The 25,558-nt window shown below is 63.2% G+C and carries 25 protein-coding genes; 15 read left to right on the top strand and 10 right to left on the bottom strand.

What is annotated here, in order from left to right; translation table 11 throughout:
• The first annotated feature begins 7 nt into the window (after nucleotides 1–7).
• Both DIE29_RS04280 and DIE29_RS04275 read left to right on the top strand, forming a co-directional pair.
• Nucleotides 8–901, top strand: coding sequence for a methyltransferase domain-containing protein (locus DIE29_RS04280; RefSeq protein ID WP_114649305.1), 894 nt, complete (start codon nucleotides 8–10; stop codon nucleotides 899–901).
• A gap of 13 nt (nucleotides 902–914) precedes the next feature.
• Nucleotides 915–1,562 (top strand): pyrimidine 5'-nucleotidase, encoded by a 648-nt coding sequence (locus tag DIE29_RS04275; protein WP_108079710.1) that lies wholly within the window; start codon nucleotides 915–917, stop codon nucleotides 1,560–1,562.
• Here the strand turns inward: DIE29_RS04275 and DIE29_RS04270 are convergent.
• From DIE29_RS04270 to yihA, 3 genes are all read right to left on the bottom strand, one after another.
• Entirely contained in the window at nucleotides 1,551–2,084 is a 534-nt protein-coding gene (locus tag DIE29_RS04270; protein ID WP_237269506.1) for a GNAT family N-acetyltransferase, read from the bottom strand. The two genes, DIE29_RS04275 and DIE29_RS04270, sit on opposite strands and share 12 nt — an antisense overlap.
• A 1-nt stretch (nucleotide 2,085) precedes the next feature.
• Nucleotides 2,086–3,102 (bottom strand): porphobilinogen synthase, encoded by a 1,017-nt coding sequence (hemB, locus tag DIE29_RS04265; RefSeq protein ID WP_114649304.1) that lies wholly within the window; start codon nucleotides 3,100–3,102, stop codon nucleotides 2,086–2,088.
• Between the two features lie 198 nt (nucleotides 3,103–3,300).
• Nucleotides 3,301–3,912 carry a ribosome biogenesis GTP-binding protein YihA/YsxC gene (gene yihA, locus DIE29_RS04260; protein WP_114649303.1) on the bottom strand — a complete coding sequence of 204 codons (612 nt, stop codon included), beginning with the start codon at nucleotides 3,910–3,912 and terminating at the stop codon, nucleotides 3,301–3,303.
• A 146-nt stretch (nucleotides 3,913–4,058) separates the two neighbouring features.
• Between yihA and DIE29_RS04255 the strand changes: the two genes are divergently transcribed.
• The 3 genes from DIE29_RS04255 to ccsB all read left to right on the top strand — a co-directional run bounded on the left by DIE29_RS04255 (nucleotide 4,059) and on the right by ccsB (nucleotide 8,019).
• On the top strand, nucleotides 4,059–4,670 hold the full coding sequence (locus DIE29_RS04255) for a c-type cytochrome (RefSeq protein ID WP_108079707.1): 612 nt from the start codon (nucleotides 4,059–4,061) through the stop codon (nucleotides 4,668–4,670).
• Nucleotides 4,671–4,807: 137 nt separating this feature from the next.
• Nucleotides 4,808–6,874, top strand: coding sequence for a cytochrome c biogenesis protein ResB (locus tag DIE29_RS04250; RefSeq protein ID WP_102041102.1), 2,067 nt, complete (start codon nucleotides 4,808–4,810; stop codon nucleotides 6,872–6,874).
• Nucleotides 6,874–8,019 carry a c-type cytochrome biogenesis protein CcsB gene (ccsB, locus tag DIE29_RS04245; protein WP_102041101.1) on the top strand — a complete coding sequence of 382 codons (1,146 nt, stop codon included), beginning with the start codon at nucleotides 6,874–6,876 and terminating at the stop codon, nucleotides 8,017–8,019. The genes DIE29_RS04250 and ccsB overlap by 1 nt, the downstream gene beginning before the upstream one ends.
• 61 nt (nucleotides 8,020–8,080) lie before the next feature.
• Here the strand turns inward: ccsB and DIE29_RS04240 are convergent, their stop codons facing one another.
• On the bottom strand, nucleotides 8,081–8,908 hold the full coding sequence (locus tag DIE29_RS04240) for a ferritin-like domain-containing protein (RefSeq protein WP_102041100.1): 828 nt from the start codon (nucleotides 8,906–8,908) through the stop codon (nucleotides 8,081–8,083).
• Between the two features lie 144 nt (nucleotides 8,909–9,052).
• Between DIE29_RS04240 and rpiA the strand changes: the two genes are divergently transcribed.
• Nucleotides 9,053–9,715, top strand: a complete 663-nt coding sequence (gene rpiA, locus DIE29_RS04235; RefSeq protein ID WP_102041099.1) for a ribose-5-phosphate isomerase RpiA — start codon at nucleotides 9,053–9,055, stop codon at nucleotides 9,713–9,715.
• A 60-nt stretch (nucleotides 9,716–9,775) separates the two neighbouring features.
• Complete coding sequence (phoU, locus tag DIE29_RS04230) at nucleotides 9,776–10,501, top strand: phosphate signaling complex protein PhoU (protein ID WP_102043109.1); 726 nt, start codon at nucleotides 9,776–9,778, stop codon at nucleotides 10,499–10,501.
• 68 nt (nucleotides 10,502–10,569) lie between these two features.
• On the opposite strand, the gene DIE29_RS04225 is transcribed toward phoU, so the two are convergent.
• The 5 genes from DIE29_RS04225 to DIE29_RS04205 form a co-directional block, all read right to left on the bottom strand.
• Complete coding sequence (locus DIE29_RS04225; protein ID WP_102041098.1) at nucleotides 10,570–10,842, bottom strand: oxidative damage protection protein; 273 nt, start codon at nucleotides 10,840–10,842, stop codon at nucleotides 10,570–10,572.
• Between the two features lie 2 nt (nucleotides 10,843–10,844).
• A complete protein-coding gene (locus DIE29_RS04220) occupies nucleotides 10,845–12,479 on the bottom strand; it encodes a sensor domain-containing diguanylate cyclase (RefSeq protein ID WP_114649302.1) in 1,635 nt (544 codons plus the stop codon).
• A gap of 112 nt (nucleotides 12,480–12,591) precedes the next feature.
• Entirely contained in the window at nucleotides 12,592–13,950 is a 1,359-nt protein-coding gene (gene argA / locus DIE29_RS04215; protein WP_174202292.1) for an amino-acid N-acetyltransferase, read from the bottom strand.
• 130 nt (nucleotides 13,951–14,080) lie between these two features.
• Nucleotides 14,081–15,565 carry a polyphosphate:AMP phosphotransferase gene (pap, locus tag DIE29_RS04210; protein WP_114649301.1) on the bottom strand — a complete coding sequence of 495 codons (1,485 nt, stop codon included), beginning with the start codon at nucleotides 15,563–15,565 and terminating at the stop codon, nucleotides 14,081–14,083.
• A 51-nt stretch (nucleotides 15,566–15,616) separates the two neighbouring features.
• Nucleotides 15,617–16,345 carry a 16S rRNA (uracil(1498)-N(3))-methyltransferase gene (locus tag DIE29_RS04205; RefSeq protein WP_114650261.1) on the bottom strand — a complete coding sequence of 243 codons (729 nt, stop codon included), beginning with the start codon at nucleotides 16,343–16,345 and terminating at the stop codon, nucleotides 15,617–15,619.
• A gap of 127 nt (nucleotides 16,346–16,472) precedes the next feature.
• On the opposite strand from DIE29_RS04205, the gene DIE29_RS04200 reads away from it, so the two are divergent.
• From DIE29_RS04200 to DIE29_RS04165, 8 genes are all read left to right on the top strand, one after another.
• Complete coding sequence (locus tag DIE29_RS04200) at nucleotides 16,473–17,282, top strand: inositol monophosphatase family protein (RefSeq protein WP_102041095.1); 810 nt, start codon at nucleotides 16,473–16,475, stop codon at nucleotides 17,280–17,282.
• Between the two features lie 51 nt (nucleotides 17,283–17,333).
• The gene (locus tag DIE29_RS04195) at nucleotides 17,334–17,579 is read left to right on the top strand and encodes a hypothetical protein (protein WP_114649300.1); all 246 of its coding nucleotides are present in this window, start codon (nucleotides 17,334–17,336) and stop codon (nucleotides 17,577–17,579) included.
• A gap of 25 nt (nucleotides 17,580–17,604) precedes the next feature.
• Complete coding sequence (locus DIE29_RS04190; protein WP_114649299.1) at nucleotides 17,605–18,480, top strand: phosphoribulokinase; 876 nt, start codon at nucleotides 17,605–17,607, stop codon at nucleotides 18,478–18,480.
• Nucleotides 18,481–18,629: 149 nt separating this feature from the next.
• Nucleotides 18,630–20,645 (top strand): transketolase, encoded by a 2,016-nt coding sequence (gene tkt / locus DIE29_RS04185; protein ID WP_102041092.1) that lies wholly within the window; start codon nucleotides 18,630–18,632, stop codon nucleotides 20,643–20,645.
• A 41-nt stretch (nucleotides 20,646–20,686) separates the two neighbouring features.
• Complete coding sequence (gene gap / locus DIE29_RS04180) at nucleotides 20,687–21,715, top strand: type I glyceraldehyde-3-phosphate dehydrogenase (protein WP_102041091.1); 1,029 nt, start codon at nucleotides 20,687–20,689, stop codon at nucleotides 21,713–21,715.
• A gap of 155 nt (nucleotides 21,716–21,870) precedes the next feature.
• Nucleotides 21,871–22,926, top strand: a complete 1,056-nt coding sequence (locus tag DIE29_RS04175; RefSeq protein ID WP_205409779.1) for a type I glyceraldehyde-3-phosphate dehydrogenase — start codon at nucleotides 21,871–21,873, stop codon at nucleotides 22,924–22,926.
• Between the two features lie 21 nt (nucleotides 22,927–22,947).
• Nucleotides 22,948–24,132, top strand: coding sequence for a phosphoglycerate kinase (locus tag DIE29_RS04170; RefSeq protein WP_102041090.1), 1,185 nt, complete (start codon nucleotides 22,948–22,950; stop codon nucleotides 24,130–24,132).
• 118 nt (nucleotides 24,133–24,250) lie between these two features.
• Nucleotides 24,251–25,096 carry an HDOD domain-containing protein gene (locus DIE29_RS04165; RefSeq protein WP_114649298.1) on the top strand — a complete coding sequence of 282 codons (846 nt, stop codon included), beginning with the start codon at nucleotides 24,251–24,253 and terminating at the stop codon, nucleotides 25,094–25,096.
• 18 nt (nucleotides 25,097–25,114) lie between these two features.
• Here DIE29_RS04165 and DIE29_RS04160 read toward each other — a convergent pair whose 3' ends face one another.
• The gene (locus DIE29_RS04160; protein WP_114649297.1) at nucleotides 25,115–25,519 is read right to left on the bottom strand and encodes a hypothetical protein; all 405 of its coding nucleotides are present in this window, start codon (nucleotides 25,517–25,519) and stop codon (nucleotides 25,115–25,117) included.
• Nucleotides 25,520–25,558 lie beyond the last annotated feature (39 nt).

Genomic DNA, 25,558 nt, shown 5'->3' with positions numbered 1-25,558 from the left:
CCGCACCGTGCCGGCCCCGCAGGATTTCAGGCTCGACCGCGCACTGGTGCGCCGTCGGTTTGCCGCAGCCGCCACGCGCGGCGACGGCGCCGACCCGCTCGCGCGCGAGCTTGCCCACCGTATGGCCGAGCGGCTGGACTATATCCGTATCCAGCCCGCCCGCATCCTCGACCTGGGCTGCGGATCCGGCGCCGACTTGGCCGTGCTCGGCGCGCGCTATCCGCAAGCCGGCCTGATCGGTATCGACTTCGCCTATCCGATGCTGGCCGCCGCATCCGGCCGCGTGCGCAGCGCGCGGGGGCTGCTCGGGCGCCTGCTCGGCCGTCAGCGCGCCACGTCATTGCTGTGCGCCGATGCCACCGCCTTGCCGCTGGCAGGTGCCAGTGTGTCGATGGTGTGGTCCAACCTGATGCTGCACTGGCTCGACGATCCGTTGCCAGCGCTGCGCGAAATGCACCGGGTGCTGGAAATCGGCGGCATGCTGATGTTCTCCACTCTGGGGCCGGACACCCTCAAGGAGCTGCGCAGCGCCCTGCCCGACAACGCTGGAACGCGGGTGCACCATTTCATCGACATGCACGACATCGGCGACGCATTGGTAAAAGCCGGTTTTGCCGATCCGGTCATGGACATGGAGATACTTACCTTGACCTATGCCGATATCGATACCCTTTTGGCGGATTTGCGCCTGCCGGGTTGCAACAACGCAGCCAGTGATCGTCCTCGCGGGTTGTGCGGCCGGCGCGGCTGGGCGGCCGCCCGTGCGGGTTACGAGGCGCTGCGGCGTGAAGGGCGGCTGCCGGCCACTTTCGAGCTGATTCAGGGACACGCCTGGAAAGCCGCCCCCAAACACACCGCCGACGGACGCGCAATCATCCGCGTCACTCCCCGGCCACGCTGAACATCGGCCTCACATGAGCCAAGCCCCCGTCTGGCTGTTCGATCTGGACAACACCTTACACAACGCCAGTCCGCACATCTTTCCGCATATCAACCGCAGCATGACCGCCTATTTGGAGCGTCATCTGGGGCTATGCACCGACGAGGCCAACGCCTTACGCATCCGCTACTGGCAGCGCTATGGCGCCACCCTGACCGGCCTGGTTCGCCACCACGGCACCGATCCGCAACACTTTCTGCGTGAAACCCACCGCTTTGAGCGTCTGCATGAGCTGATGGTCTTTGATCGCGCGCTGGGCGCGATGCTACGCAAGCTGCCGGGACGCAAGATCGTGTTTTCCAACGGTCCGCAGGATTACGCCGAAGCCGTGCTCACTTTGATGGGCGTACGAAGCCATTTTGCCGACGTGTTCGGCATCGAGCGCATGAAGCTGCACCCCAAGCCGGCCATTCGCGCCTACCGCGAGCTGCTGCGCGCTCACCGGCTCAATCCGCGGCGCTGCATTCTGGTCGAAGACTCTCCCGACAACCTGCGTACCGCACGCCGCCTTGGGATGCGCACCGTGTGGGTCAGTCGCAGCCTGCGCCAGCCGGCTCATGTGGACCTCAAGATCGCCTCGATCCTCGACCTGCGCCGGGCGCTCGGCCGGCTACTTCGCTGACAGCGCCAAGCGCATGCAGCACGCCCCGGCGCCGTAACCGGCTGACACCGTTCGCGCGTGGTCAACAAAACCCAAGCGTTGCCAAAACGCGCGGGCATCCGGCAACGACACCAGGACAATGGCCGACAGCTCCTGACATATCGCCCAGGCCCTCACCTTGCGAAACAGCCCCTGCGCCAGCCCGATACCCCGCGCCTGCGGGCACACCGCCATGTCGTGCAGGAACGCGATGTCGCCCTGCGGTGCGCTGGACATACTCAACGGTGCATGAAGGTCGGGCGGCTGGGCGTCTTGCCAAGGATGCGCAATCACGTACCCGGCAGCCTCGCCACCGCGCTCGGCAATCCAGCAGCCACCCGGCGCCAGCGCCAACCGGGTGGCGAACACTTCAGCCCTTTCATGGTAGGCAGGCGGGTAGGCCCGCGCTTGCAGGCGCAGCACCGCCGGCAAATCGGATGGCTGCAAAGGGCGCAGAACGCATCCCGGCACAGTACCGGACGAGCGCAAAAAGGCGGTGTTCACGTCACGTGCGACGTTTCAGACTGCGCGCGGCATCCAGCGCAAAATAGGTCAGAATGCCGTCTGCGCCGGCGCGTTTGAAGGCCAGCAGACTTTCCAACATGCACGCTTCGCCGTCCAGCCAGCCGTTTGCCGCCGCGGCCTTTAGCATGGCATATTCGCCGCTGACCTGATAGACATAGGTCGGCACCTGCAGCTCGGTCTTCACCCGCCGCACAATGTCAAGATAAGGCATACCGGGTTTGACCATGAACATGTCGGCGCCCTCGGCAATATCCAGCGCCACCTCGCGGATCGCCTCGTCCGAATTGGCCGGATCCATCTGGTAGGTATATTTGTTGCCTTTGCCGAGATTGGCCGCCGAGCCCACCGCGTCGCGGAACGGGCCGTAGAAGCTGGAGGCGTATTTGGCCGAGTAGGCCAGAATGCGGGTGTGGATGTGGCCTGCGGCATCCAGCTCGGCGCGGATGCGGCCCACACGCCCATCCATCATGTCGGACGGCGCCACCACATCGGCGCCGGCCTGGGCATGACAGCGCGCCTGGCGGGCCAGCGCCTCCAACGTCTCGTCGTTCATCACGTAGCCACGTGGATCGTTGGGATCGATCAGCCCGTCCTGCCCATGACTGGTATAAGGGTCGAGCGCCACATCGGTGATCACCCCCAGTTCCGGAAAACGCTCTTTGAGTGCGCGCACCGTCCGCGGCACCAGCCCTTCCGGGTTCCACGCTTCCTCGGCGAGCGCGCTCTTCAGTTTGACGTCGATGACCGGAAAAAGCGCCACCGCCGGCACGCCAAGTTCCAGCGCCTGCTCGGCCACGGACAACAGGCGGTCGATGCTGACACGCTCCACGCCAGGCATTGACGCCACCGGCTCACTGCGGCTCATACCATCGAGCACGAACACCGGATAAATCAAATCATCGACACTAAGGGTCGATTCACGCATCAGTCGGCGGGAAAAATCGTCGCGACGCATCCGCCGCATGCGGGTGAGGGGGAATGCTCCAGTAGGACGCATGATCAGGCTTACTCTCTCCAGGCTTCGAACTTCAGGGATACATCCAGTAACGAAATCGGGCTGGAACTTCTTTGACCGGCCTCCATCTTAACAGGCGGATGGTGCCAAACCGTCTCCCGCTTTACCTCCCTGAGCGGGTGCCTTATTAAGTTAAGGCATTTTCACCCCCGGCATTTCTCCCCCTTTGGCCGGGGGTTTTTATTGCCCGCCCGACGGCGCCAGCCCCAGCCAGCCAGCCACGACCGCCTCACATTCGGCCACGCCGGTTTTTTTCAGACTGGAGAACAGCTGGATGGTTACCCGCTCGCCCAGCGGGACCAGCGCATTGCGCACCGCAAACAAGGTTTTGTTCGCTTCGTTACGCGACAGTTTGTCACTTTTGGTCAGCATGACGTGCATCGGCTTGTCGGTGGGCGAAAACCACTCGATCATCGCCCGATCGAGCGGTGTCAATGGATGGCGGGCATCCATGATCAGCACCAGGCCAATCAGATTTTCACGCCTTTTCAGATAGTTTTCGAGCAAACCCTGCCATTGCCGGCGCACCGCTTCCGGCACCTGCGCATACCCATACCCCGGCAAATCCACCAGTGCCGCACCGCAGTTGAGGCGGAAAAAATTGATCAGCTGGGTGCGCCCGGGCGTGCGCGAAACATATGCCAGTCGCGTATGCCCGGCAAGCGTATTGATTGCGCTGGATTTACCCGCATTGGAGCGACCGGCGAAAGCGATTTCCGGCCCCTTGCCGACCGGGAGCGCGGCATGCTGCGCGACCGAGGTTTCGAATGTTGCGTTGCGAAAAATTGACATCGGAGATAGGGCAACGGGGGGCGTTTAAAAGGAGGGGCAAACACGCACACGCGCGGCCGGACGACCCACATTGCGTCGCGCAAAACCGGCTTCCTGTATTAGAATACCAAGTTTGAGACAACCACTCACGGCTTTCCGAGGACACCATGATCAAGCGTTCCCTGCTGCTCTCGCTGCTGCTGGTCGGAGGCAGCCTCCAGGCCCAGGAGCAGGCCCCCGATCTCGCCAAGGCGAAACAGATCGCCGAAACCATTTGCGCAGCCTGTCACGGGGCCGACGGCAACAGCCAGCTTGCGGCCAACCCCAAGATCGCAGGGCAGATCAAAGAGTACCTTGCCAAGCAACTGACCGAATTCAAATCCGGCACCCGCCAGGACCCGGCAATGAGCGCCATGGCCGCGCTGGTACCCGATGAAGACATCCCCGCGGTGGCGGCCTATTTTGCCGGCCAAACCTTGCAACCGGAAGCGACCAAAAATCTCGAAACCGTGGAACTTGGCCGCAAAATCTGGCGCGCCGGCATTGCCGAAAAAGGCGTACCGGCCTGTGCGGCCTGCCACGGCCCCGCCGGCGCCGGCATGCCTGCGCAGTATCCGCGCCTGTCCGGTCAGTTCGCCGAATACACCACGCTCCAGTTGCAAAAATTCCGCGATGGCGGCCGAGCCAACGACCCCAACCAAATGATGCGCATGATCGCGCTCAAGATGACCGACGCCGAAATGCGCGCGGTGGCCGATTACGCCGCCGGCCTGCGCTGAAGTAGCGTATCGGCGGGCGGTTGAAAAAGGGGTGGCGTGTCCACCCCTTTTTTTATCCTTTCTTCGCCCTTAGCGCTCCGATCCGCAGCCACCCGGCGGCCCCTGTTCAATTGACGCTCCCCCGCTTTAGGACCAGGATGCAACGCAGCACTTCCAAAGCGCTGTTCGAACTGCTCAGTTCGATGCGCTTCGCCATCAGCCTGCTCACCGTGCTGGCAATCGCCTCGGTGATCGGCACCGTGGTCAAACAAAACGAGCCCTTCAACGCTTATCTCAATCAGTTCGGCCCGTTCTGGTTTCCGATCTTCGAAAAACTGGGGCTGTATGCGGTCTACAACGCCGGCTGGTTTCTAGTGATCCTGGCCTTTCTGGTGATCTCCACCAGCCTGTGCATCCTGCGCCAGAGCGCGCCGATGCTGCGCGAGATGCGCAGCTTCCGCGAGCATGCCCGGGAGGTCTCGCTGCAACAGTTCGCGCATCGGGCTGAATTGCCCGGTGGGCTGCCGACCGCCGAGGCGCAAGCGCGGGTAACCGCTTACCTTGCGCACAGCGGCTTTGCATCACGGATCGACATGCGCCCGGACGGCGTGCTGATTGCCGCAAAACAAGGCAGCGCGGGACGCAGCGGGTATTTCCTGGCGCACGGCGCGATCGTACTGATTTGCATCGGCGGCCTGCTCGACGGCAATTTGCCGCTCAAGCTCCAGATGTGGCTGGGCGACAAACACCCCACCTCGGGCAACCAGCTCATCGTCGACATCCCTGCCTCCGCCCGTCTGGACGAGACCAACTGGAGCTATCGCGGCAATATGTTCATTCCGGAGGGGCGCTCGACCAATGTGGCGGTACTCAATGTCGGCGACGGCATTCTCCTGCAAGCGCTACCCTTTAGCATATCGCTGAAGAAGTTTCACATCGACCATTACGAAAACGGCATGCCCAAGCGCTTTGCCAGCGATATCGTGGTCACCGATCAGGCTAGCGGCGAGTCTTTCGCGCACACCATCGAAGTCAACCGTCCGCTGGAGTACCGCGGGGTGTCGATCTACCAAGCCAGCTTCGACGATGGCGGCTCGCTGCTCAAGATCGCCGGGCGCAACATGCTCACCGGCGCAGCCATGCCGGTACTCAATATCGAGGGCCGGGTAGGCGAAACCCTGCAACTGAAGCACCCACGCTTCAGCTATGCGCTGGAGCTGACCGGATTCACGCCTTTTAACGTCGAAGACATGGGCGAGCGCGCCCCATCGCAAGACGACGGGATTGCGGGTTTGACCCGGCACCTGGGTAGTGGCGCACGCACCGGCGACGACCGGCGTGATTTTCGCAACATCGGTCCAAGCTTCACCTTCAAGCTGCGCGACGAGGCCGGCCAGGCGCGTGAGTTCAAAAACTACATGCTGCCGATCCAGGTCGACGGACGCTGGTATCTATACACCGGCACCCGTGCTTCGCAAGCGGAAGCGTTCCGTTTTCTGCGTCTGCCGGTGGATGAGGACGGCCGGATCGACACCTGGTTTGCGATTCGTGACCTCGTCTTCGACCCCTCGCAGCGTCAACGACTGGCCATCCGTTTTGCCCAGGCCAGTCTGAACGAACACCAACAGCGCAGCGACACCCATGCGCGCCTGATCGAGACTGCGGTCAATACGCTCGCACTGTTTGGCGAACGCGGTTACGAGAGCATCGGTACGTTCATCGAGAAAAGCATTCCGCCAGCCGAGCGCGAACGCGCCGCCGAAGTGTTCGTGCGCATTCTTCAGGGCATCGTTTGGGAGGCTTGGCAACTGGCGCGCGAGCAGGCGGGGATGACACCGGTCAGCATCGACGAAGCACGCGCCGCCTACCTGCGCGACACCATGGCCGCACTGTCCGACAGCCTGTTCTACGACGCGCCGCTGTATCTGCAATTGACCGGCTATGAACAGGTGCAAGCCACGGTATTGCAGGTCACCCGTTCGCCCGGCAAGCCATTGGTATATATCGGTTCGCTGTTGCTCGTGCTCGGTGTTTTTGCCATGCTCTACATCCGCGAGCGACGCCTTTTCGTGCTGCTCAAGCATGATGGAAACGGACTGGTGACGATGTCGTCCAACCGCAAGGCGATCGATGTAGATGAGACCTTCGAGCGCCATGTCAGCGCACTGCGCGCCCTGCTCGACCCGGCGGCCGGCGCCGCCGATGCCACCCTACGAGGACACTGATGGAACTCGCACAAACCGTCCGGACGCCGTCCGGCGTGCTTCGCAACCGCGATCTCTTCGACTGGCTCTACGCGCTGGCGCTCATCGTCGGTGCCGGCATTGCCCTGGCACACTACAGCGCCTTCATGGATGTCTACGACGACATCATCCTCGTTCTGCACGTACCCGTGCTGATCGCCATCGGCTGGCACTGGAAGCCTTTCCGCGCTTTCCTGGCGGCAGTCGCCACCCTGTCGCTGGCCAGCATCTGGCTCTACCAGGACGATCTGGCCCGCGCCGAGCAGGTTTTCCTGCTCAAGTACCTGATCTCCAGCCAGACCGCGATCATGTGGATGAGCGCGCTGTACTTCATGGCCACCGGCGCCTACTGGCTGGGCCTTTTGGCGCGCTCGGACTTTGGCGAGAAAACCGGCTCTGCATTGCTGTGGGTGGGCACCACGATGGGTACCGCCGGCCTGTTCGTGCGCTGGTACGAGTCCTATCTGATCGGCCCGGAGATCGGCCATATTCCGATCAGCAATTTGTACGAGGTCTTCGTCCTCTTCAGCCTGATCACCGCCCTGCTCTACCTTTATTACGAGCTGCGCTACAACACCCGCCGCATGGGCGCTTTCGTCATGGTGGTGATCTCGGCGGCGGTGGCCTTTCTGCTGTGGTACGCGTTCTCGCGCGGCGCCCACGAAATCCAGCCGCTGATCCCGGCGCTGCAGTCCTACTGGATGAAGGTGCACGTGCCCACCAACTTCGTCGGCTACGGCGCTTTCGCGCTGGCGGCCATGGTCGGCGTGGCGCACCTGCTGGTCGAACGCGGCATCCTCGCCTCCCGCTTGCCCGCCCCGCGGGTGCTGGAAGACGTGATGTACAAGGCCATCGCCATCGGCTTTGCTTTCTTCACCATCGCCACCATCCTCGGCGCGCTGTGGGCGGCCGAGGCCTGGGGCACCTACTGGCAGTGGGACCCGAAGGAGACCTGGGCGCTGATCGTCTGGCTGAATTACGCCGCCTGGCTGCACATGCGCCTGACCAAAGGCTTGCGTGGATCGCTGCTCGCCTGGTGGGCAGTGGTCGGATTACTGATCACCACCTTCGCATTCCTCGGCGTCAATATGTTCCTGTCGGGTCTGCACTCCTACGGCAACCTGTAAGAGAGGCTGCCGGCGATGACCGTCACTGGGGCGCCGAACCGCCCCAAGGCGCCCCGGCACGCTATTGCCGACGGGTGGTTGCAGGCGCCTGCGCGCCCAAGCCCGCCAGTTCCGCCTCGCTGAAACCGGCCGCGCGCCGCGCCTCGACATGCAGGGGCGGCCGCGGCCGTGGCGCATCGAACGCATCGATCAGCTTCAGGTAAGTTGCCTCCGGCTCCAGCCCGCGCTCGGCGCACAGGATGCGAAACCAGCGGTCGCCCAGCGCCACGTGGCCGATCTCGTCGCGCAGGATGATCTCCAGCACCGCCACGCTGTCACGGTCGCCGATGGCCCGCAGCTTGGCCATGATCGGCGGGGTGGCATCCAGCCCACGGGCTTCCAGCACCCGTGGCACCAGCGCCATGCGCGCCAGCGGATCGTGCGCGGTCTTGCAGGCCATCTCCCACAGGCCGTTGTGCGCCGGGAAATCGCCATAGTCGAAACCCAGCGCGCGCAGACGCTCGCGCACCAGGCGGAAGTGATAGGCTTCCTCGGCCGCCACCACCAGCCAGCCGTCGTGAAAGTCGGCCGGTAGCGCACGGAAACGGTGCACACAATCGAGCGCCAGGTTGATCGCATTGAACTCGATATGCGCGATCGCGTGCAGCAACGCGGCGTGGCCTTCCACCGAGCCGGCCTTGCGCAGGGGCACCTGTTGAGGTGGCACCAACTCAGGACGTCGCGGCCGGCCCGGTTCGTATATCGGCACCGGATCGTTGCACGCCGACAGCACTGCCAGCGCACCGGAGCGCCAATCGGCCAGCAGCGTATCGGTTGCCCGGCACTTGTCGTCCGGTGCGACGCACATCAGCGCTTGCAGCGCGGCTTGGTGGACCGATCTAACCCGCATGGTTCAATGCTTCCTGCACGATGGTGCCGGAGTATACCGGCCGTAGATGCCCGCCCGCATCGCGCCGCCATGCCGATCTGTGATAATAATGCCCGGCTGCTCGGCCATTGGCCGGCACGCCCGCCTACTTCAGGACCTCAGGCAATGACCCAGGACGAACTCAAGAAAGCCGCGGCACTGGCCGCGTTGAATGAGCTGCCCGACGGCGCGGTGATCGGCGTTGGCACCGGCTCCACTGTCAATTACTTTATCGACGGACTGGCACGCATCAAGTCGCGCATTGCCGGAGCGGTATCCAGCTCAGAAGCCAGTTCGGCACGGTTGCGCGCGCACGGTATCGAGCCGATCGCGCTGACCGAAATCGACCACCTGCCGGTCTATGTGGACGGCGCGGATGAGATCGACGGCAATTTTGCGATGATCAAAGGTGGCGGTGGCGCGCTGACCCGCGAGAAAATCGTCGCTGCGGTCGCCGAGCGCTTCATATGCATTTGCGATGAAAGCAAGAAGGTATCCACATTGGGGCGTTTCCCGCTGCCGGTGGAGGTCATCCCGATGGCCGTGCGCTATGTCGCCCGGGAGCTTGGCGCGTTGGGCGGCACGCCCAAATTGCGGGAGGGCTTCATCACCGACAACGGCAATCTGATCCTGGATGTGCATGGACTTATCATCGACGATCCGGTCGCGCTGGAAACGGCGATCAACCAAATCACTGGCGTAGTCACCAACGGCCTGTTCGCCCGCCGGGGCGCCGATTTGTTGCTGCTGGCCACCCCGACCGGGGTTCAGCGCCACCGGCGCGACTGAAACAAAACCTTAACGCACGGATGCTAGCCTGCAGCGGTTAGGGACACTTCCATGGCCAAAATGACCGAACACATCTACAAGCAATTTGACGCCGACCTCGAAGCCATCCGCACCGGGGTGTTGCGCATGGGCGGCTTGGTGGAGAGCCAGCTCAACAACGCTTTCACCGGTTTGCGCACCGCCGACAAGGCGCTCATCGAAAAGGTCATTGCCGGCGACCACCGCATCAATCTGCTGGAAGTGGAAATCGACGAAGCCTGCAGCCAACTGATTGCCAAACGCCAGCCCGCAGCCAGCGACTTGCGCGCGGTACTAGGTGCCATGAAAACGGTCACCGATCTGGAGCGCATCGGCGACGAGGCCAAAAAGGTCGCCAAATCGGCTCGTCGGCTGCATTCCGGAGACTTGCCGTACTCGCCCAAAGTCGACCTTGGCCACCCTGCCGCACTGGCTCAGGACATGCTGCGTAAGGCGCTGGACAGCTATGCGCGCGGCGACGTCACGCTGGCGCCCGAGATCGCGCGCCAGGACGAAGAAATCGACACCTGCTTCGAGGCGGTGACCCGCCAGCTCATCACCTACATGATGGAAGACCCGCGCACCATCTCGAACAGTCTGGAGACCTTGTTCATCGCCAAATCACTGGAGCGCATCGGCGACCATGCGGTGAATATCTCTGAATACGTGATCTATATGGCTCATGGTCGCGATGTGCGCTATGCCGGGGCCGAGGCGGTCGAGCAGGAAGCCGCCAAAGACCGCGGCAAGAGCAAACCGGGCAGCTAGTGCCCGTTCGGCGCGCAAAAAAAGGATGGTTTCAGGCCATCCTTTTTTACTTTGCAGCTCAGGCCGGCTCAGCCTGCTGGCGGAACATAGCCACCAATCCGATCCGCGCCGCCACCGAAAAAATGTTTTTCCATCTGCTCGGACAAGTATTTACGAGCCTTGGGGTCCATCAGATTGAGGCGGTTTTCGTTGATCAACATGGTCTGGTACTTGACCCACTGTTGCCACGCCTCTTTGGAGACGTTATCGAAGATGCGCTTGCCGAGTTCGCCGGGGATCGGCGGCCGGTCCAGACCTTCCGCCTCGCGGCCGAGCTTGATGCAATTGACCATCCGGGCCATCGTCACTGTTCTCCTGTTTGGGGTTGATCCGGTTGCAAGGCCGATATTCTAGCCGATTCACCTTCGGGCTTTTCGGCGATGCACCAACGGTTGCGTCCGCTGTTTTTCGCCTGGTACATCGCGCGGTCGGCGGCAGCGATCAGCGCTTCGCCGTGACTGGCGTGATCCGGATACAGGGCCAGCCCCAAGCTGGCGGTCAAGCTGGCCGGTCGGCCGGAAAAGACGAAACGCAGCGCGCCGATGCCTTCAACGATGCGTCTAGCAAGTCCGGTCAAATCTTCTGCATCCGCATCCGGCACCAGCACACAGAACTCGTCGCCGCCCACGCGGAAAAACAATTCGTTGCGGCGAATGATGCCGCCCACCGCGCGCGCCAATGTCACCAACACCTGATCACCGGCTTGGTGGCCGAATTCGTCGTTGATCGGTTTGAAACCATCCAGATCGATCGCCAGCAGACCCACCTTTACCGCGCGGCGGGCGGCATCGGCCAGCATACGCTCGAGCTCCTCATGAAACCGCCTGCGGTTAAAGAGATTGGTCAGCGGATCGCGCTCGGCCAGCGCCGCCAGCTTGCGTTCAGCGTTGCGCTGTTCGGTAATGTCCTCATAGATCCACACCCGACCAATACCATGCCGCCCGCGGGTGCCATCTTCGACCACCGCCGACACATCGGTGAGCACCCTGCCGTCTTTCAGATGGATCTCGAAAGGTTCGCTGACCTCGTATTGCGCGACCACCTTGCGGATATGCGAAAAGTACGCTTCCGGCGATTCGAGCAAGCCGACCACGCGACTTTCCAACACCACATCGCGCACTCCGATCAGGCTCTCTTGCGCCGGCAAGCGCCAGATGTCGAGCATGGCGCGGTTGTAATAGAGCACCCGATGATCACGGTCCATGAACAAAATGCCCAGGCGGATGACGTTGAGCAATGCCGACAGGCGCTGGCGCTCATCGTTGCTACGCTTGAGATAGTTTTCCGACAGCGCCTGCGCACGACGCAACTGCGCGACGGTTTCCAGCAGCTTGTACTCGGCCTCCTTACGCCCTTGGATGTCCTCGGCGGACAAATGCAAACCGGCCACGACGCCGTCTTCCCGAAACACCGGGCGCCAATGGCTGGCAATCCAACGCACCTGTCCGTTTTCCTGCACCAGGCGCATCTCGAAGTCTCGTCCCTGTCCGCTTGCCAGCACCTGCTGCATCGCGTGCTGACAGTATCGGCGATCCGAGTCATAGACCAGAAAATCGACGAAACGCTCGGCCGCCAGACATTCACCCGGTGTGCGGGCGGTCAGACGCTGAATCGACGGGCTGATCCATTCCAGGCGCAGATCGGTGTCGAACAAGGCTTCCACCCCATGCACGCCTTCGGCCACTTCGCGGAACCTGCGCAGCGCCGCCAGAGAATTGGCCTCTAGGCCGGTCAGCGGGCCTCGGTCTGCCGCGGCGTGCGCAATCGGATCGACCCCGAGCGCAGGCCGGGGCAGCGCACCAGGTGCGCGCGCTTCGAACCCAAAATAACCCGCCACACCCCCAAACAGCCCGACCAGCAACGTCGCGACCAGCTCGCCAAATCCGCTATCCGGACTCAACGCGCGCGCGCCCAGCACACTCAGCGCCCATATCGACATCGCGCCCACCGCGGCAAGAACCGACCCTACAAGCTGTCGCGCCCGCCTGCTCATAGACAGCACCCGCCCCGGCAGCCGGGTAAGCCTGAGTCTGTAAGGCAGCCGCTGGCGTTCATAGCGACTTGACAAAAACCTTGGAGCGCCGCTGGTAGTTGTAGAGTTCGCGTTTTTGCCGCGGCAGCGCCTCCGGGCCGATCTCACTGAATCCGCGTTCCCTGAACCAGTGCGCGGTGCGCGTGGTAAGCACGAACAAACGTTCCAACCCTTGGGCGCGCGCCCGCCGTTCGATGCGCCGCAGCAACTGGTCACCCAACCCGGCGCGACGGTATTCCGGCGTCACTGCCAAACAGGCCAGCTCGGCCGCATTGTCCTCGGAAAAGGGATAAAGCGCCGCACAACCGACCAACACGCCATCGTGCTCGACCACGGTGAAGCGCTCGATTTCCTGTTCCAGCAACTCACGCCCCCGCCGCACCAGCGTACCGTCGGCCTCCATAGGAGAAATCAACGCCACCAACGCAGCCACATCCTCGATCGTGGCTTCGCGCAGGCGGAACAGCGGGGCGCGAGACACCACTGTGCCAACCCCGGCGTGAGTGAAAAACTCCAACAACAGGCCGCCGTCCAGGTCGCGATCGATCAAATGGGCGCGGGCCACGCCACGACGTACCGCACGCAGCGCGCAGGGAAGAAAAAGATGGAGATCTTCAGTGAGCCCTTCGCCAGCCTCCAGCATGCGCTCGGCCTCATCTGCGGTCACCGAGTCGATCAGACGGCCTTCGGCATCGAGCAGTCCGGGCGCGTCGCACAGGTAAATCAGCTTTTCGGCTTTCAGCGCCACCGCAACCGCTTCGGCCACTTCTTCCATGCACAAATTGAATAACTCGCCCGCCGGCGACACGCCAAGCGGGGAAATCAGCACCACGTTGTGCTGATCCAGATCGGCGTTGATCTCCTCGGCAATGATCTTGCGCACCGCCCCGGTGAATTGGTAGTCGATCCCGTCGACCACGCCCACCGGGCGCGCAGTGATGAAGTTGCCACCGGTCACACGCATATAGCTGCCCGCCATGGGGGTATTGGGCAACCCCTGCGAGAGCAAGGCCTCGACCTCGATACGGGTCACCGCCATGGCTGCCTTGACGCATTCCAGCGTGGCCGCGTCGGTAATCCGCAACCCGTTGTGAAAGCGTGGCTCCAGCCCCCGACGCCGGCACTCCGCATCGATCTGCGGACGCGCGCCATGGACCAGTACCAGGCGGATGCCCAGCGCCGCCAGCAGGTTGCAGTCGTAAGCCAGCCGCTGGGCGGAATCGCCACTAGCCACCTCACCGCCAAAGGCGATGACGAAGGTTTTGCCGCGAAAAGCATGAATGTAGGGTGCTGCGCCGCGCACCCAGGCGACGAAGTTGGCGGTACTGTCGACCGCCTCGACGGTCGCTGCGGAGGGATGGGTCAGTTCGGCCTTCAAGCGCTCACCACGGATTGGCGTGACATCGAGCCGACTGCCTTGCGGCGTCGGCCATGATTGGGGTTACGTCGGTATTCTAGCGCCGAGTGCGCGACAAATCGTCCGGCCGAAGCCCCGCTCCCAGGCCCGATCAGGCCAATGCAGCCTCCAAGCGCTCGCACACGGTACGCAGCACCTTGATGCGGGCATAGAGTTTGTTGTCGGCCTCGACCAGCGTCCAGGGAGCGTTTTCGGTACTGGTGCGGTCGACCATATCGCACACGGCCTGCGCGTATTCGGCGGATTTTTCGCGGTTGCGCCAATCTTCCTCGGTGATTTTGAAGCGTTTATGCGGCTCGGCCTCGCGCGCCTTGAAGCGCGCCAGTTGCTCTTCATCGCTGATGGCCAACCAAAACTTCACTACCACGGCGCCGGCTTCGATCAACTGGTCCTCGAAATCGTTGATTTCGGCATAGGCGCGCATCCAGTCGGCTTCGGAGCAAAATCCCTCCACCCGCTCGACCAACACCCGCCCATACCAGGAGCGATCGAAGATGGTGATCTTGCCCTGACGCGGCACATGGCGCCAAAAACGCCACAAATAGGGCTGGGCACGCTCCTCTTCGGTCGGCGCGGCCACCGGCACGACACGGAAACTACGCGCATCGAGCGCCGCCGTAATACGCCTGATCGCCCCACCCTTGCCCGCGGCATCGGCACCTTCGAACACCAATACCAGCGAGCGCTTGCGAAAAGCCTCGGAACGGCACAGCAGGGCCAGCCGCCCCTGATACAGTTCGAGCAGCTCGTTGTAGTCTTTTTTGCCCAGTTCCTGCCGCAGCACCAGGCTGTTGAGCAGGTTCAGGTTATCCAATGACGGCGTCAATGGCGCGGCCATCTGCCGCGGCGCCCAGCCTTTGTTGATCGATTCGATACGCTTGCGCAAGGCTTCGAGCAGGGTGCGGCCCACCAAAAGGGACCGGAAACGCTCGTCGGAACCGTCAACGATCAACCACGGCGCATCCCCGGTGCTGGTATGGCGCAGTACATGTTCGGCAGTTTCCCGGTAGCGGTCGTACAAGGCGTAATACTTCCAGTCCCGCTCGGTCACCCGCCAGCGGGTCTTGGGATTTTTCTCCAGCGCTTTCAATCTGGCCTTCTGCCCCGCCTTGGAGAGGTGAAACCACCACTTGATCAGCAACACCCCCTCGCGCACCAGCATGGCTTCGAAACGGTTGATCGCATCCAAGCGCTGATCCAGCTCTGCGCGCTTGGTGATTCTGTGCACCCGCGCATGGATGGTTTCCGAATACCAGTTACCGAACAGAATGCCGATCTTGCCCTTGGGCGGCAACGCCCGCCAGAACCGCCACATGAAGGGACGCTCGGCCTCCTCGGCCGACGGGGCATCGAAGGCCCAGGTTTCGATATGGCGCGGATCCATCCATTCATTGAGCAAGTTCACGGTTTCACCCTTGCCGGCGCCATCGATACCATTGATCAGCACCACCACGGCAAACTGCTTGAGCTCACGCAGATCGAACTGCGCATCGAGAAGCTGTGCTCGCAGTGTTGGCACGAGCGCCTCGTACTCAGCCTTGTCGGTCTTGTGGCCCAGTTCCGCAGATTCGAACATCCCTTGCCTCCCTTTCTCCTTTTGACCTGATCGTCCCTTCCCCAGGACCGCTCAGTAATCGCCCCACAACGCTTGCAAAGCCGCCAGCGCGGCCGCCCCTGCGGTTTCAGTGCGCAGCACCCGCGGCCCCAAACCGATGGCCTCGGCGCCAGCGCGCAGAAAGGTGGCCACTTCGGCCTCACTCCAGCCGCCTTCCGGCCCCACCAGCAGGTGAATGGGCTCGCCGGCGGCCGGCGGTCCAATGTTGCGCAGCGCCTTGTCCGCCGACGGGAGCAAAAGCAACTTGCGCGCACTGCGCGCGGCGGCCAGATAGGCGTCGAGACTAGCGATCGGCGCCACCTCGGGGACACGGTTGCGGCCGCACTGCTCGCACGCGGACACCGCCACCTGCCGCCAATGCGCCAGCCGTTTGTCTGCGCGCTCGCCCGCAAGGCGCAGCACCGAGCGCGCCGCGGCCACCGGCCAGACGGCGCTCACGCCCAATTCAGTCGATTTTTGCACCACCCAGTCCATTTTGTCGCCGCTGGCCAGCGCCTGCACCAGCACCACGCGAAGCGGCGATTCACGCTCGACCGCGGCGCGCGCCCCCAACCATGCCGACCAGCGCCGCCCGGACACGGCCAATCGAGCGGGAACCTCTCCACCTTGGCCATCGAACAGGATCACGGCATCGCCGTTGTGCAGTCTGAGCACGCGGGCAGCATGATGGGCCACGGTCTCGGGCAGCACCACCTCGCCGCCCGCAGGCAGCGGATGGGGAAAAAAGAAGCGCGGAATCATCATGCTATATTACAGTCGTCGCGCAGTATCCATGTGCGCTGCGGTGTAGCCAGCCAACCGGCCGGCTTCGCGCAGGCCGCTTTTTCCGCTTCGTCGGTCTCTTTTTCGAAACACAACATCCGCCCACATGCCGACCGCAGCACATCGCCTCGCCCGCGCCCGCGCGCTGGAGTCCTTGGTACGCGATATCGCGCGCGACGAAATCCTGCCGCGTTATCTGAAGTCTGCGCGCAACCGCAAAGCCGACGGCTCCTTATTCACCGAGGCAGATGTCGAATCCCAACGCCGCTTTGCCGCGGCGCTGCCGAAGTTGCTACCCGGTCCGGTGCTGGGCGAGGAGATGTCGGCCGAAACCCAGGCCCGGCTATGGGCCGAAGGGCAAGGCGGCCTATGGTGTATCGATCCGATAGACGGCACGACCAATTTCGTCAATGGCATTCCTTTCTTTGCGGTCTCGATTGCCTATCTGGTGGATCACGAAACACGCTTTGGCGTGGTGTATAACCCGGTCACCGATGAGTCGTTCTACGCCGCCAAGGGCGCGGGCGCTTTTCTCAACGGCAATGAGTTACCGCTGCGCCCGGCTGCGCTGCACTTGTGCGATGCGGTCGCCGGTGTCGACTTCAAGCGTATCGGCCATCGCCTCGGTGACGAACTGGCGGCGCGCCCGCCGTACTATTCCCAGCGCAACTTCGGCTCCAGCGCGCTCGAATGGTGCTTTGTGGCAGCCGGGCGGCTGGATGTCTATTTGCACGGCGGTCAAATGCTATGGGATTACGCCGCCGGCCGTCTGATTCTGGCCGAGGCCGGCGGTCAGGCAGCCGCGCTGGACGGCGGCTCGCTGACTGCGGGGCCGGCGGTCAAACGTGGGGTCATCGCCGCCGGCAGCCCAGCGCTGTTTGCGCAATGGCGGGCCTGGATCAACGCGCACGCCTGAATCTTGGCGCCGCGCTATCATTGAGCGGACATTCAGTAGCCGAGTGCACCCATGGATACGCCTTACAACGGTACAGAGCGCCGCAAGTATCACCATGTCAGAGCGATCTTCGATGACGCCTACCAACTCATCTCCCCTTTCTTTGCCAAGGAAAACCGTTGGGGCAACGCCACGCTGGACCACCTGGCCTACCGTGTGTTGAGGGAAAACTACCCGGAACTATCCTTCGAAGAAGTGCACGTCCTGGTCGTCGCCGCCAAACGGGTATTCACCGAGTTGCAGACCGAACGGCCTTGAGGCACACGGCTGCGGAGCGCCTTGCATGTCGCTGAAACATCCCATCATAGCCGTCACCGGCTCCTCCGGCGCCGGCACGACCACGGTCAAGCACACCTTCGAAGCCATCTTCCATCGCGAGAACGTCAACGCGGCCATCGTCGAAGGCGACAGCTTCCACCGCTACACCCGCGACGAAATGAAACGGCTCATCGACGAAGCCGAAGCACGCGGCCAGCGCGGCATCAGCCACTTCGGCCCGGAAGCCAATCTTCTCGAAGAGCTCGAAGCGCTGTTTCGCGCCTATGGTGAGTCGGCCACCGGTCGCCGCCGTTATTACATCCACAATGAAGAACAAGCGATGCGGCGCAACCTGCCGTTGGGCACCTTCACTGAATGGGAAGACCTGCCGGTGGGCACCGATTGTCTGTTCTATGAAGGGCTGCACGGCGCGGTGCAGACAGAAACGGTCGACGTGGCCCGCCATGTCGATCTACTGATCGGCGTGGTGCCCACCATCAACCTGGAGTGGATCCAGAAACTGCACCGCGACACCAAACTGCGCGGCTACTCCAAAGAAGCGGTACAAGACACCATCTTGCGCCGCATGCACGACTATGTGCACTACATCGTGCCGCAGTTCTCGCGCACACACATCAATTTCCAGCGCGTGCCAGTAGTCGACACCTCCAACCCGTTCATCGCCCGCGACGTGCCCACGCTGGAAGAATCCATGGTGGTGATCCGCTTCAAGGATCCGCGCGGAGTGGATTTCCCCTACCTGCTGACGATGATCGACGGCGCGTTCATGAGCCGCGCCAATACCATCGTCATTCCCGGCGGACGACTGGATCTGGCCATGCAGCTCATCCTCACCCCGCTGATCTGGAAGCTGATGGAGCGCCGCCGTCAGTGGGTTTAGCAGATCGAAGCCGATACGATCCGTGCCCCCTGCGCAGGCTTCAATACCCGTGATGGCCGCGCGCCGAAGGCTACCAAGCAGTGCGCGTTTTCGGCGATAATCGCGCTTTTTTTAAAAGCCGCTGCCGGCGGCTTTCGCGAGAAAACCCCATGTCGCTTTCCCGAAACGTCAAAGCCCCGGTGTTCAACGAAATCACCGGCGCAATCCGTGCGCTGGCGATGGATGCCGTGCAGCAGGCCAACTCCGGTCATCCAGGTGCTCCCATGGGCATGGCCGAAATCGCCGAAGTGCTGTGGCGCCGCCACCTCAAGCACAATCCGGCCAATCCTAAATGGATCGACCGCGACCGTTTCGTGCTCTCCAACGGCCACGGTTCGATGCTGATTTATGCGCTGCTGCACTTGAGCGGATACGAGCTGAGCATAGAAGACCTCAAACGCTTCCGCCAACTGCACAGCAAAACGCCCGGCCACCCGGAGTATGGCTACACCCCAGGGGTGGAGACCACCACCGGTCCGCTTGGCCAAGGCATTGCCAACGCGGTCGGCATGGCGCTGGCCGAAAAGGTGTTGGCGGCCGAGTTCAACCGCCCCGGTCACGAGATCATCGACCACCGCACCTGGGTGTTTCTCGGCGACGGCTGTCTGATGGAAGGCATCAGCCATGAAGCCTGTTCGCTGGCGGGCACCTGGGGGCTGGGCAAGCTCACCGTCTTCTACGACGACAACAACATTTCCATCGACGGCCATGTCGAGGGCTGGTTTACCGACGACACACCGAAGCGTTTCGAAGCTTATGGCTGGCAGGTCATCCGCGACGTACAAGGCCACGATCCGGATGCCATCGAAGCGGCAATCCAGCAGGCGCTGGCCAACACCGCACAGCCCACGCTGATCTGCTGCAAAACCGTGATCGGCGCCGGCAGCCCCAACAAACAAGGGGGTCACGACGTCCACGGCGCGCCGCTGGGCGCGGCCGAAGTGGCGGCCGCACGCGAATATATCGGCTGGCCGTACCCGCCGTTCGAAATCCCGGCCAGTGTCTATGCTGCTTGGGATGCCCGCGCGCGTGGCGCTGCCGCCGAAGCCGACTGGCAGGCCCGTTTCGACGCCTACCGCTCGGCCTTCCCGGAGTTGGCGGCGGAGTTTGAACGCCGCATGGCCGGCGAGCTGCCGGCCGACTGGAACGCCCATGTGGAGGCCGTCCTGGCCAAGGTGGTCGACAAGGCCGAAAACATCGCCACCCGCAAAGCCAGCCAGAACAGTATCGAAGCCTATGCCCCCAAACTGCCCGAACTGATCGGCGGCTCGGCCGACTTGGCCGGCTCCAACCTCACGCTGTGGTCCGGAGCCCGCCCGGTCAGCCGTGAGCGCGGCGGCAACTATGTGTATTACGGGGTGCGCGAATTCGGCATGGCGGCAATCGGCAACGGCCTGTCCCTGCATGGCGGCCTGATTCCCTATACCGCCACCTTTTTGATGTTCAGCGAATATGCGCGTAACGCCCTGCGCATGGCCGCGCTGATGAAAGTGCGTCAGGTGTTCGTATTTACCCACGACTCCATCGGCCTGGGCGAAGACGGCCCCACTCACCAACCGGTGGAACAAATCGCCACCTTGCGCATGATTCCCAATATGGACGTGTGGCGTCCATGCGACAGCACCGAGTCGGCGGTGGCCTGGGCCTGCGCCATCGAGCGCAAGGACGGCCCCAGCAGCCTGTGCTTCTCGCGCCAGAACCTGCCTTTCCAGGCGCGCACCGCCGAGCAGGTCGCGGCGATCCGCCGTGGCGGCTATGTGTTGTCCGAGGCCGCAGGCGGCACGCCACAGGCGGTGATCATTGCCACCGGCTCGGAAGTGGCGCTGGCGATGGCCGCGCAGAAGACCTTGGGTGAGGCCGACATCGCGGTGCGCGTGGTGTCCATGCCCTCGACCAGCGTTTTCGAGCGTCAGGACGCGGCCTGGCGCGCAGCGGTACTGCCAGCCGGTGTGCCGCGCGTGGTGGTGGAAGCCGGTGTGACCGACGGCTGGTACAAGTACGTCGGCCTGGAAGGCCGGGTGATCGGCCTGGACCGTTTTGGCGAATCCGCCCCGGCCGGCGAGCTGTTCAAGGAATTCGGCATCACCGCCGAGGCGGTGGTCGACGCGGTCCGGGCGGTGCTGTGAGCCGCCTGCCGCGCAGAGTTTCTTAGAAAGGAGAGAGAGCCATGTCCATCAAGGTTGCCATCAATGGTTTCGGTCGCATTGGCCGCTGCACCCTGCGTGCCATTTACGAGCAAGGGCTGCAAAACGAGTTCGAAGTGGTAGCCGTCAACGCCTCGGGCGATCTGACCACCAATGCCCACCTGCTCAAATACGACACCACCCACGGCCGCTTTGCCACGCGTGTCGACACCGAAGGTGAGAACACCCTCATCGTCGATGGCCGCAAGATCCCCTTCTATTCCACCAAAGACCCCAAGGGCGTCAATTGGGCAACACATGGCGTGGACGTATTGCTCGAATGCACCGGTGCCTACACCAGCAAAGCCAAGGCAACCGCGCTGCTGGAACAAGGCGCCCGGCGGGTGTTGATTTCCGCCCCGGGCGGCGATGACGTGGATGCCACCATCGTCATGGGGGTCAATGAAGAAGTCCTGAAGGCCGACATGACCGTGGTGTCGAACGCCTCCTGCACCACCAACTGTCTTGCCCCGGTCGCCAAGGTGCTGGCCGAGCACATCGGCATCAAACAAGGTTTGATGACCACCGTGCACGCTTATACCAACGACCAAGTCACCGTGGACGTGCGTCACAAAGACCTGCGTCGGGCGCGGGCCGCAGCGGCCAATATCATCCCCACCAAAACCGGTGCCGCCAAGGCCGTCGGTCTGGTGCTGCCCCAGCTCAAGGGCAAGTTCGATGGGTTTGCGCTGCGGGTGCCGACCCTCAACGTATCGCTGGTAGACCTCACCTTCACCGCCGAGCGCGCCACCACCAAGGAAGAGATCAACGCACTGATGAGCGCTGCCGCCAACGGCCCGCTGAAGGGCATCCTGGCGGTAAACGACGAGCCGCTGGTGTCGTCCGATTTCAACCACACCACGGTGTCCTCCACCTTCGATGCGACCCAGACCCGCGTCATCCAGGGCGCGGACGGCTCCACCCTGGTCAAGGTGCTGGCCTGGTACGACAACGAATGGGGCTACTCCTGCCGTATGCTCGATGCCGCCCGCGCCTGGATGGCCGCCAAGTAATCGACACCCCGTTCCCGCGACAGCCCGTCCGGCCCTGGCCCGGCGGGCTTTTCCTTATCTGCCGCGCGATGTGCCTCGCCCCGGACGGCGGCACGCCAACACGCTAAAATACGCGGCTTTCCCGGCCTTCTGGCGGTCTATCTCCCGGCCATACCGTGACCCGCTCTGCCCTCCCCCCAGCTCGGCTCGCAATCAACGGCTACGGCCGCATCGGCCGCTGTTTCCTGCGTGCGCTGCATGAATCGCCCTGGCGAGAACACTACCGCGTGGTGGCGATCAACGAGCCGGCCGATCTGGCCTCGATCGCCTACCTGACCCGCTTCGATTCCACCCACGGACGCTTTCCGGGCAAGGTGGAAACCACCGAAACCGGGCTCATCATCGACGGCGAGCCGATCACCGTGACCCATGCCGAAAACCCTGAGGCGGTCGATTGGGCGGCGATGCAGCTCGATGCGGTCATCGAATGCTCGGGGCGCTACGGCCGGCGCATCGAGCTGGAGCGCTTCCTCAAGGCCGGCGCGCCGCGTGTGCTGCTCTCCCATCCCGGCCACAGCGCCGAGGACGTGGACGCCACCGTGGTCTACGGCATCAATCACGATACGCTCACCGGCGCCGAGCGCATCGTCTCCAACGCCTCCTGTACCACCAATGCCGCGGTGCCGGTGCTCGCCGTGGTGGATGAGTCCTTCGGCCTGGAGCACGCGCTGCTCACCACGCTGCACTCGGTCATGAACGACCAACCGCTGATTGACGGCTATCACCACACCGACCTGCGCCGCACACGCTCGGCCATGCAGTCCATCATCCCGGTGTCCACCGGCCTGGCGCGCGGCATCGAACGCCTGCTGCCGGCACTGGCCGGGCGGGTCAGCGCCAAGGCCATCCGCGTGCCCACGCATAATGTCTCGGCCATCGACATCGCGCTGACCACCCGCCGCGCGGTCAGGGTGGACGCGCTCAACGCGGTGCTGCGCGAGGCGGCCGAGAGTCGTTTCCCCGGCCTGCTGGCCTGGTCGGACGACCCGCACGCCTCGATCGATTTCAATCACGATCCGCACTCGGCCATCATCGACGCCAGCCAGACCCGCGTCAGCGGTGCGCATCTTGCCAGCATCCTGTTGTGGTTCGACAACGAATGGGCTTTTGCCACCCGGATGATCGACACCCTGCACCATTGGCTGGCGCCTCGCGCGACCCCATCCAACTGAACCCAAACCGTGGAGACTGTCATGCAAGTGAAGAAACTCGCCGAGCTCGATGTGCGCGGCAAAAAAGTGTTCATCCGCGCCGACCTCAACGTCCCGCAGGATGAAGCGGGCAACATTACCGAAGACACCCGCATCCGTGCTTCCATTCCGTCTATCCAGTACTGCCTGGATAACGGCGCTGCGGTCATGGTGACCTCTCACCTGGGCCGTCCCACCGAGGGCGTGGTCGGCCCGGACGATACACTGGCGCCGGTGGCGGTGCGCTTGGGGCAGCTGCTCAACAAACCGGTCAAACTGATTGCCGACTGGGTCGACGGTGGCTTTACCGTGGAGCCGGGTCAGGTCGTGTTGCTGGAGAACTGCCGCTGCAACAAAGGCGAAAAGAAAGACGACGAACAACTGGCCAGAAAGATGGCCGCGCTGTGCGACATCTATGTCAATGACGCCTTTGGCACTGCTCACCGTGCGGAAGCCACCACCCACGGTATCGCCCGCTTTGCCCCGGTAGCCTGCGCCGGCATGCTGATGGCCGCGGAGATCGATGCGCTCACCAAGGCCCTGCACGAACCGAAGCGTCCGCTGGTGGCCATCGTCGGCGGCGCCAAGGTGTCGACCAAACTGACCATCCTCAAGACCCTGGCCGAAAAGGTCGATCAGCTCATCGTCGGCGGCGGCATCGCCAACACCTTCCTGCTGGCCGCTGGCAAGCGCATCGGTGAATCGCTGGCCGAACCGGAGATGGTACGCGAAGCCCAGCAGGTGATGGACATCATGAAAGCTCGCGGAGCCGAAGTGCCGCTGCCAGTGGATGTGGTGGTGGCCGACGAAGTCTCCGCGCTGGCGCGTGCCAACCGTATTGCGGTCGATGAGGTCGGCCCGCATGACCGCATCCTGGATTTTGGCCCGAAATCCTCGGCCAAGCTCGCCGACATCATCGCGCACGCCGGCACGATTGTTTGGAACGGTCCGGTGGGAGTGTTCGAGTATCCGCAATTTGCCGGCGGCACCAAAATGCTGGCTTCGGCCATCGCCCACTCGGAAGCGTTCTCCATTGCCGGTGGCGGCGATACCCTGGCGGCGATCGCCAAGTTCCACATCGCCGATGACGTGGGCTACATTTCCACCGGCGGCGGCGCCTTCCTGGAGTTTCTGGAAGGCAAGACGCTGCCGGCCATCGCCGCACTGCAGGCGCGTTTCGCGGACTGACGCCTGCCGGATGCGGGGGAGAGCTCCCCGCATCCGTGTAAGACATCTGCCGACTTGCCGCTGCGCGTTGTCCGGCTCACTATGCTGCACAGCAACAGTACCCACAACGAGCCTTGGCATGACCACTGGTAGCGTAGAAACCGATCTGGCCAGCGCGCCGCGCGGCATCCGCATCCCCCCGCAACCGCAAGTCCTGCGCGATCTCGCCCAACTGATCGCCACCGACGCTTACGACGCCCGCGGCGTAGCCGCCGTGCTCGGCCAAGACCCAGGTTTGGCCGCAATGGTGTTTAAGGCGGTGCACCGCCCCGGGCTGCGCGGTGCCCGTCCGCCCGCCTCCCTGGAGCAGGCCATCCTGCGTATCGGTGTGACCCAGACTTTCAACATTGTCCGGGCGGTGGCCCTGAGCACCAGCATCGGCCCAGCCAACCGGCGCGCTTACGAACTATTCTGGCAGCGTAGTCGAACGTTGGCCGAACTGGCCGCCCTGGTGGCCGATGAACGGGTGTCGGTATGCAACATCTTTGCCGACCAAGCCTATATGGCCGGGATGTTCCTGGAATGCGGCGTGCCGGTGCTGATGCAGCGCTTTCCGGATTACTGCCAAGCACTGTTGCTCAATGCCAGAATGGATGCCCCCAGTCTCAAGGAAGAAGACCAGCGCTTCGGGGTCGATCACCGCAGCATCGGCTACCTGGTGGCCCGCCACTGGCACCTACCGGAATTCGTCGCCCAAGCGATCCTGCATCATGACGAAGTACCGCGCGACGAATTGGGCGCGGTACGCAGCCTGGTGGCGATCTTGCACCTGGCCAACCATGCCCGTCTGCGCGCACAACGCATCCATGATTACAACTGGGACCGATGCGGCGGCGAGGTGCTTGCCGAACTCGGCTTGCACCCGGACGATCTGGATGACTATCTGGCCGACTTGGAAGAGCGTCAAACCGGCGTGCCGCTGTGACCATCCAGCGTGACCGGCTCAACGTCCGCTGCCGAACAGGATGCGATCCGACGCGCGCCGCCCCACGCCAAACCGGCGTTCGGTAAAACGCCCATCGCCGGCATAGACCGTCTCGGTCCGCATATTGCGCCGCTGAGCAATGCGCCGGTCGTCGTGATGCACGTAGTAGCAGGCGCAGTTGTTGCACCCACAGGCAGGCAAGGGAATCGGTGGAGCCTCGATGGACAGAAAACGCTTGCCGCGCACCGCGCGCACCGCCTCGCAGCCAGCGTCCGGGGCGCGAATCTCCACCGCATGGTAGGAAGGTCGCCGTTGCGCCGGCGGGCTTTCAGGTTCAGCGCGCACCGCGCGGCCGATGGTGCGCTGCCACAGCCAAAGCAAAACCCCCGCGGCAAGCAGCAGAACCAGCGATAGGTTTTCCATGCCCCCGTTCCTCCGTGTCAAAACAGGGCGCTGGCGACA

The sequence above is a fragment of the Pseudothauera hydrothermalis genome (genome assembly GCF_003345255.1).
Lineage (GTDB): Bacteria > Pseudomonadota > Gammaproteobacteria > Burkholderiales > Rhodocyclaceae > Pseudothauera > Pseudothauera hydrothermalis.
The sequence above is the reverse complement of the archived record's forward strand: the minus strand, read 5'-3'. Positions and strand labels throughout refer to the sequence as shown.

Excerpts from the sequence above, each read along its gene's own strand:
- DIE29_RS04275 (WP_108079710.1), top strand. The coding sequence starts at position 915 with ATGAGCCAAGCCCCCGTCTGGCTGTTCGATCTGGACAACACCTTACAC.
- hemB (WP_114649304.1), bottom strand. The coding sequence starts at position 3,102 with ATGCGTCCTACTGGAGCATTCCCCCTCACCCGCATGCGGCGGATGCGT.
- yihA (WP_114649303.1), bottom strand. The coding sequence starts at position 3,912 with ATGTCAATTTTTCGCAACGCAACATTCGAAACCTCGGTCGCGCAGCAT.
- DIE29_RS04255 (WP_108079707.1), top strand. The coding sequence starts at position 4,059 with ATGATCAAGCGTTCCCTGCTGCTCTCGCTGCTGCTGGTCGGAGGCAGC.
- DIE29_RS04250 (WP_102041102.1), top strand. The coding sequence starts at position 4,808 with ATGCAACGCAGCACTTCCAAAGCGCTGTTCGAACTGCTCAGTTCGATG.
- ccsB (WP_102041101.1), top strand. The coding sequence starts at position 6,874 with ATGGAACTCGCACAAACCGTCCGGACGCCGTCCGGCGTGCTTCGCAAC.
- DIE29_RS04240 (WP_102041100.1), bottom strand. The coding sequence starts at position 8,908 with ATGCGGGTTAGATCGGTCCACCAAGCCGCGCTGCAAGCGCTGATGTGC.
- rpiA (WP_102041099.1), top strand. The coding sequence starts at position 9,053 with ATGACCCAGGACGAACTCAAGAAAGCCGCGGCACTGGCCGCGTTGAAT.
- phoU (WP_102043109.1), top strand. The coding sequence starts at position 9,776 with ATGACCGAACACATCTACAAGCAATTTGACGCCGACCTCGAAGCCATC.
- DIE29_RS04225 (WP_102041098.1), bottom strand. The coding sequence starts at position 10,842 with ATGGCCCGGATGGTCAATTGCATCAAGCTCGGCCGCGAGGCGGAAGGT.
- DIE29_RS04220 (WP_114649302.1), bottom strand. The coding sequence starts at position 12,479 with ATGTCGATATGGGCGCTGAGTGTGCTGGGCGCGCGCGCGTTGAGTCCG.
- pap (WP_114649301.1), bottom strand. The coding sequence starts at position 15,565 with ATGTTCGAATCTGCGGAACTGGGCCACAAGACCGACAAGGCTGAGTAC.
- DIE29_RS04205 (WP_114650261.1), bottom strand. The coding sequence starts at position 16,345 with ATGATTCCGCGCTTCTTTTTTCCCCATCCGCTGCCTGCGGGCGGCGAG.
- DIE29_RS04200 (WP_102041095.1), top strand. The coding sequence starts at position 16,473 with ATGCCGACCGCAGCACATCGCCTCGCCCGCGCCCGCGCGCTGGAGTCC.
- DIE29_RS04195 (WP_114649300.1), top strand. The coding sequence starts at position 17,334 with ATGGATACGCCTTACAACGGTACAGAGCGCCGCAAGTATCACCATGTC.
- DIE29_RS04190 (WP_114649299.1), top strand. The coding sequence starts at position 17,605 with ATGTCGCTGAAACATCCCATCATAGCCGTCACCGGCTCCTCCGGCGCC.
- tkt (WP_102041092.1), top strand. The coding sequence starts at position 18,630 with ATGTCGCTTTCCCGAAACGTCAAAGCCCCGGTGTTCAACGAAATCACC.
- gap (WP_102041091.1), top strand. The coding sequence starts at position 20,687 with ATGTCCATCAAGGTTGCCATCAATGGTTTCGGTCGCATTGGCCGCTGC.
- DIE29_RS04170 (WP_102041090.1), top strand. The coding sequence starts at position 22,948 with ATGCAAGTGAAGAAACTCGCCGAGCTCGATGTGCGCGGCAAAAAAGTG.
- DIE29_RS04165 (WP_114649298.1), top strand. The coding sequence starts at position 24,251 with ATGACCACTGGTAGCGTAGAAACCGATCTGGCCAGCGCGCCGCGCGGC.
- DIE29_RS04160 (WP_114649297.1), bottom strand. The coding sequence starts at position 25,519 with ATGGAAAACCTATCGCTGGTTCTGCTGCTTGCCGCGGGGGTTTTGCTT.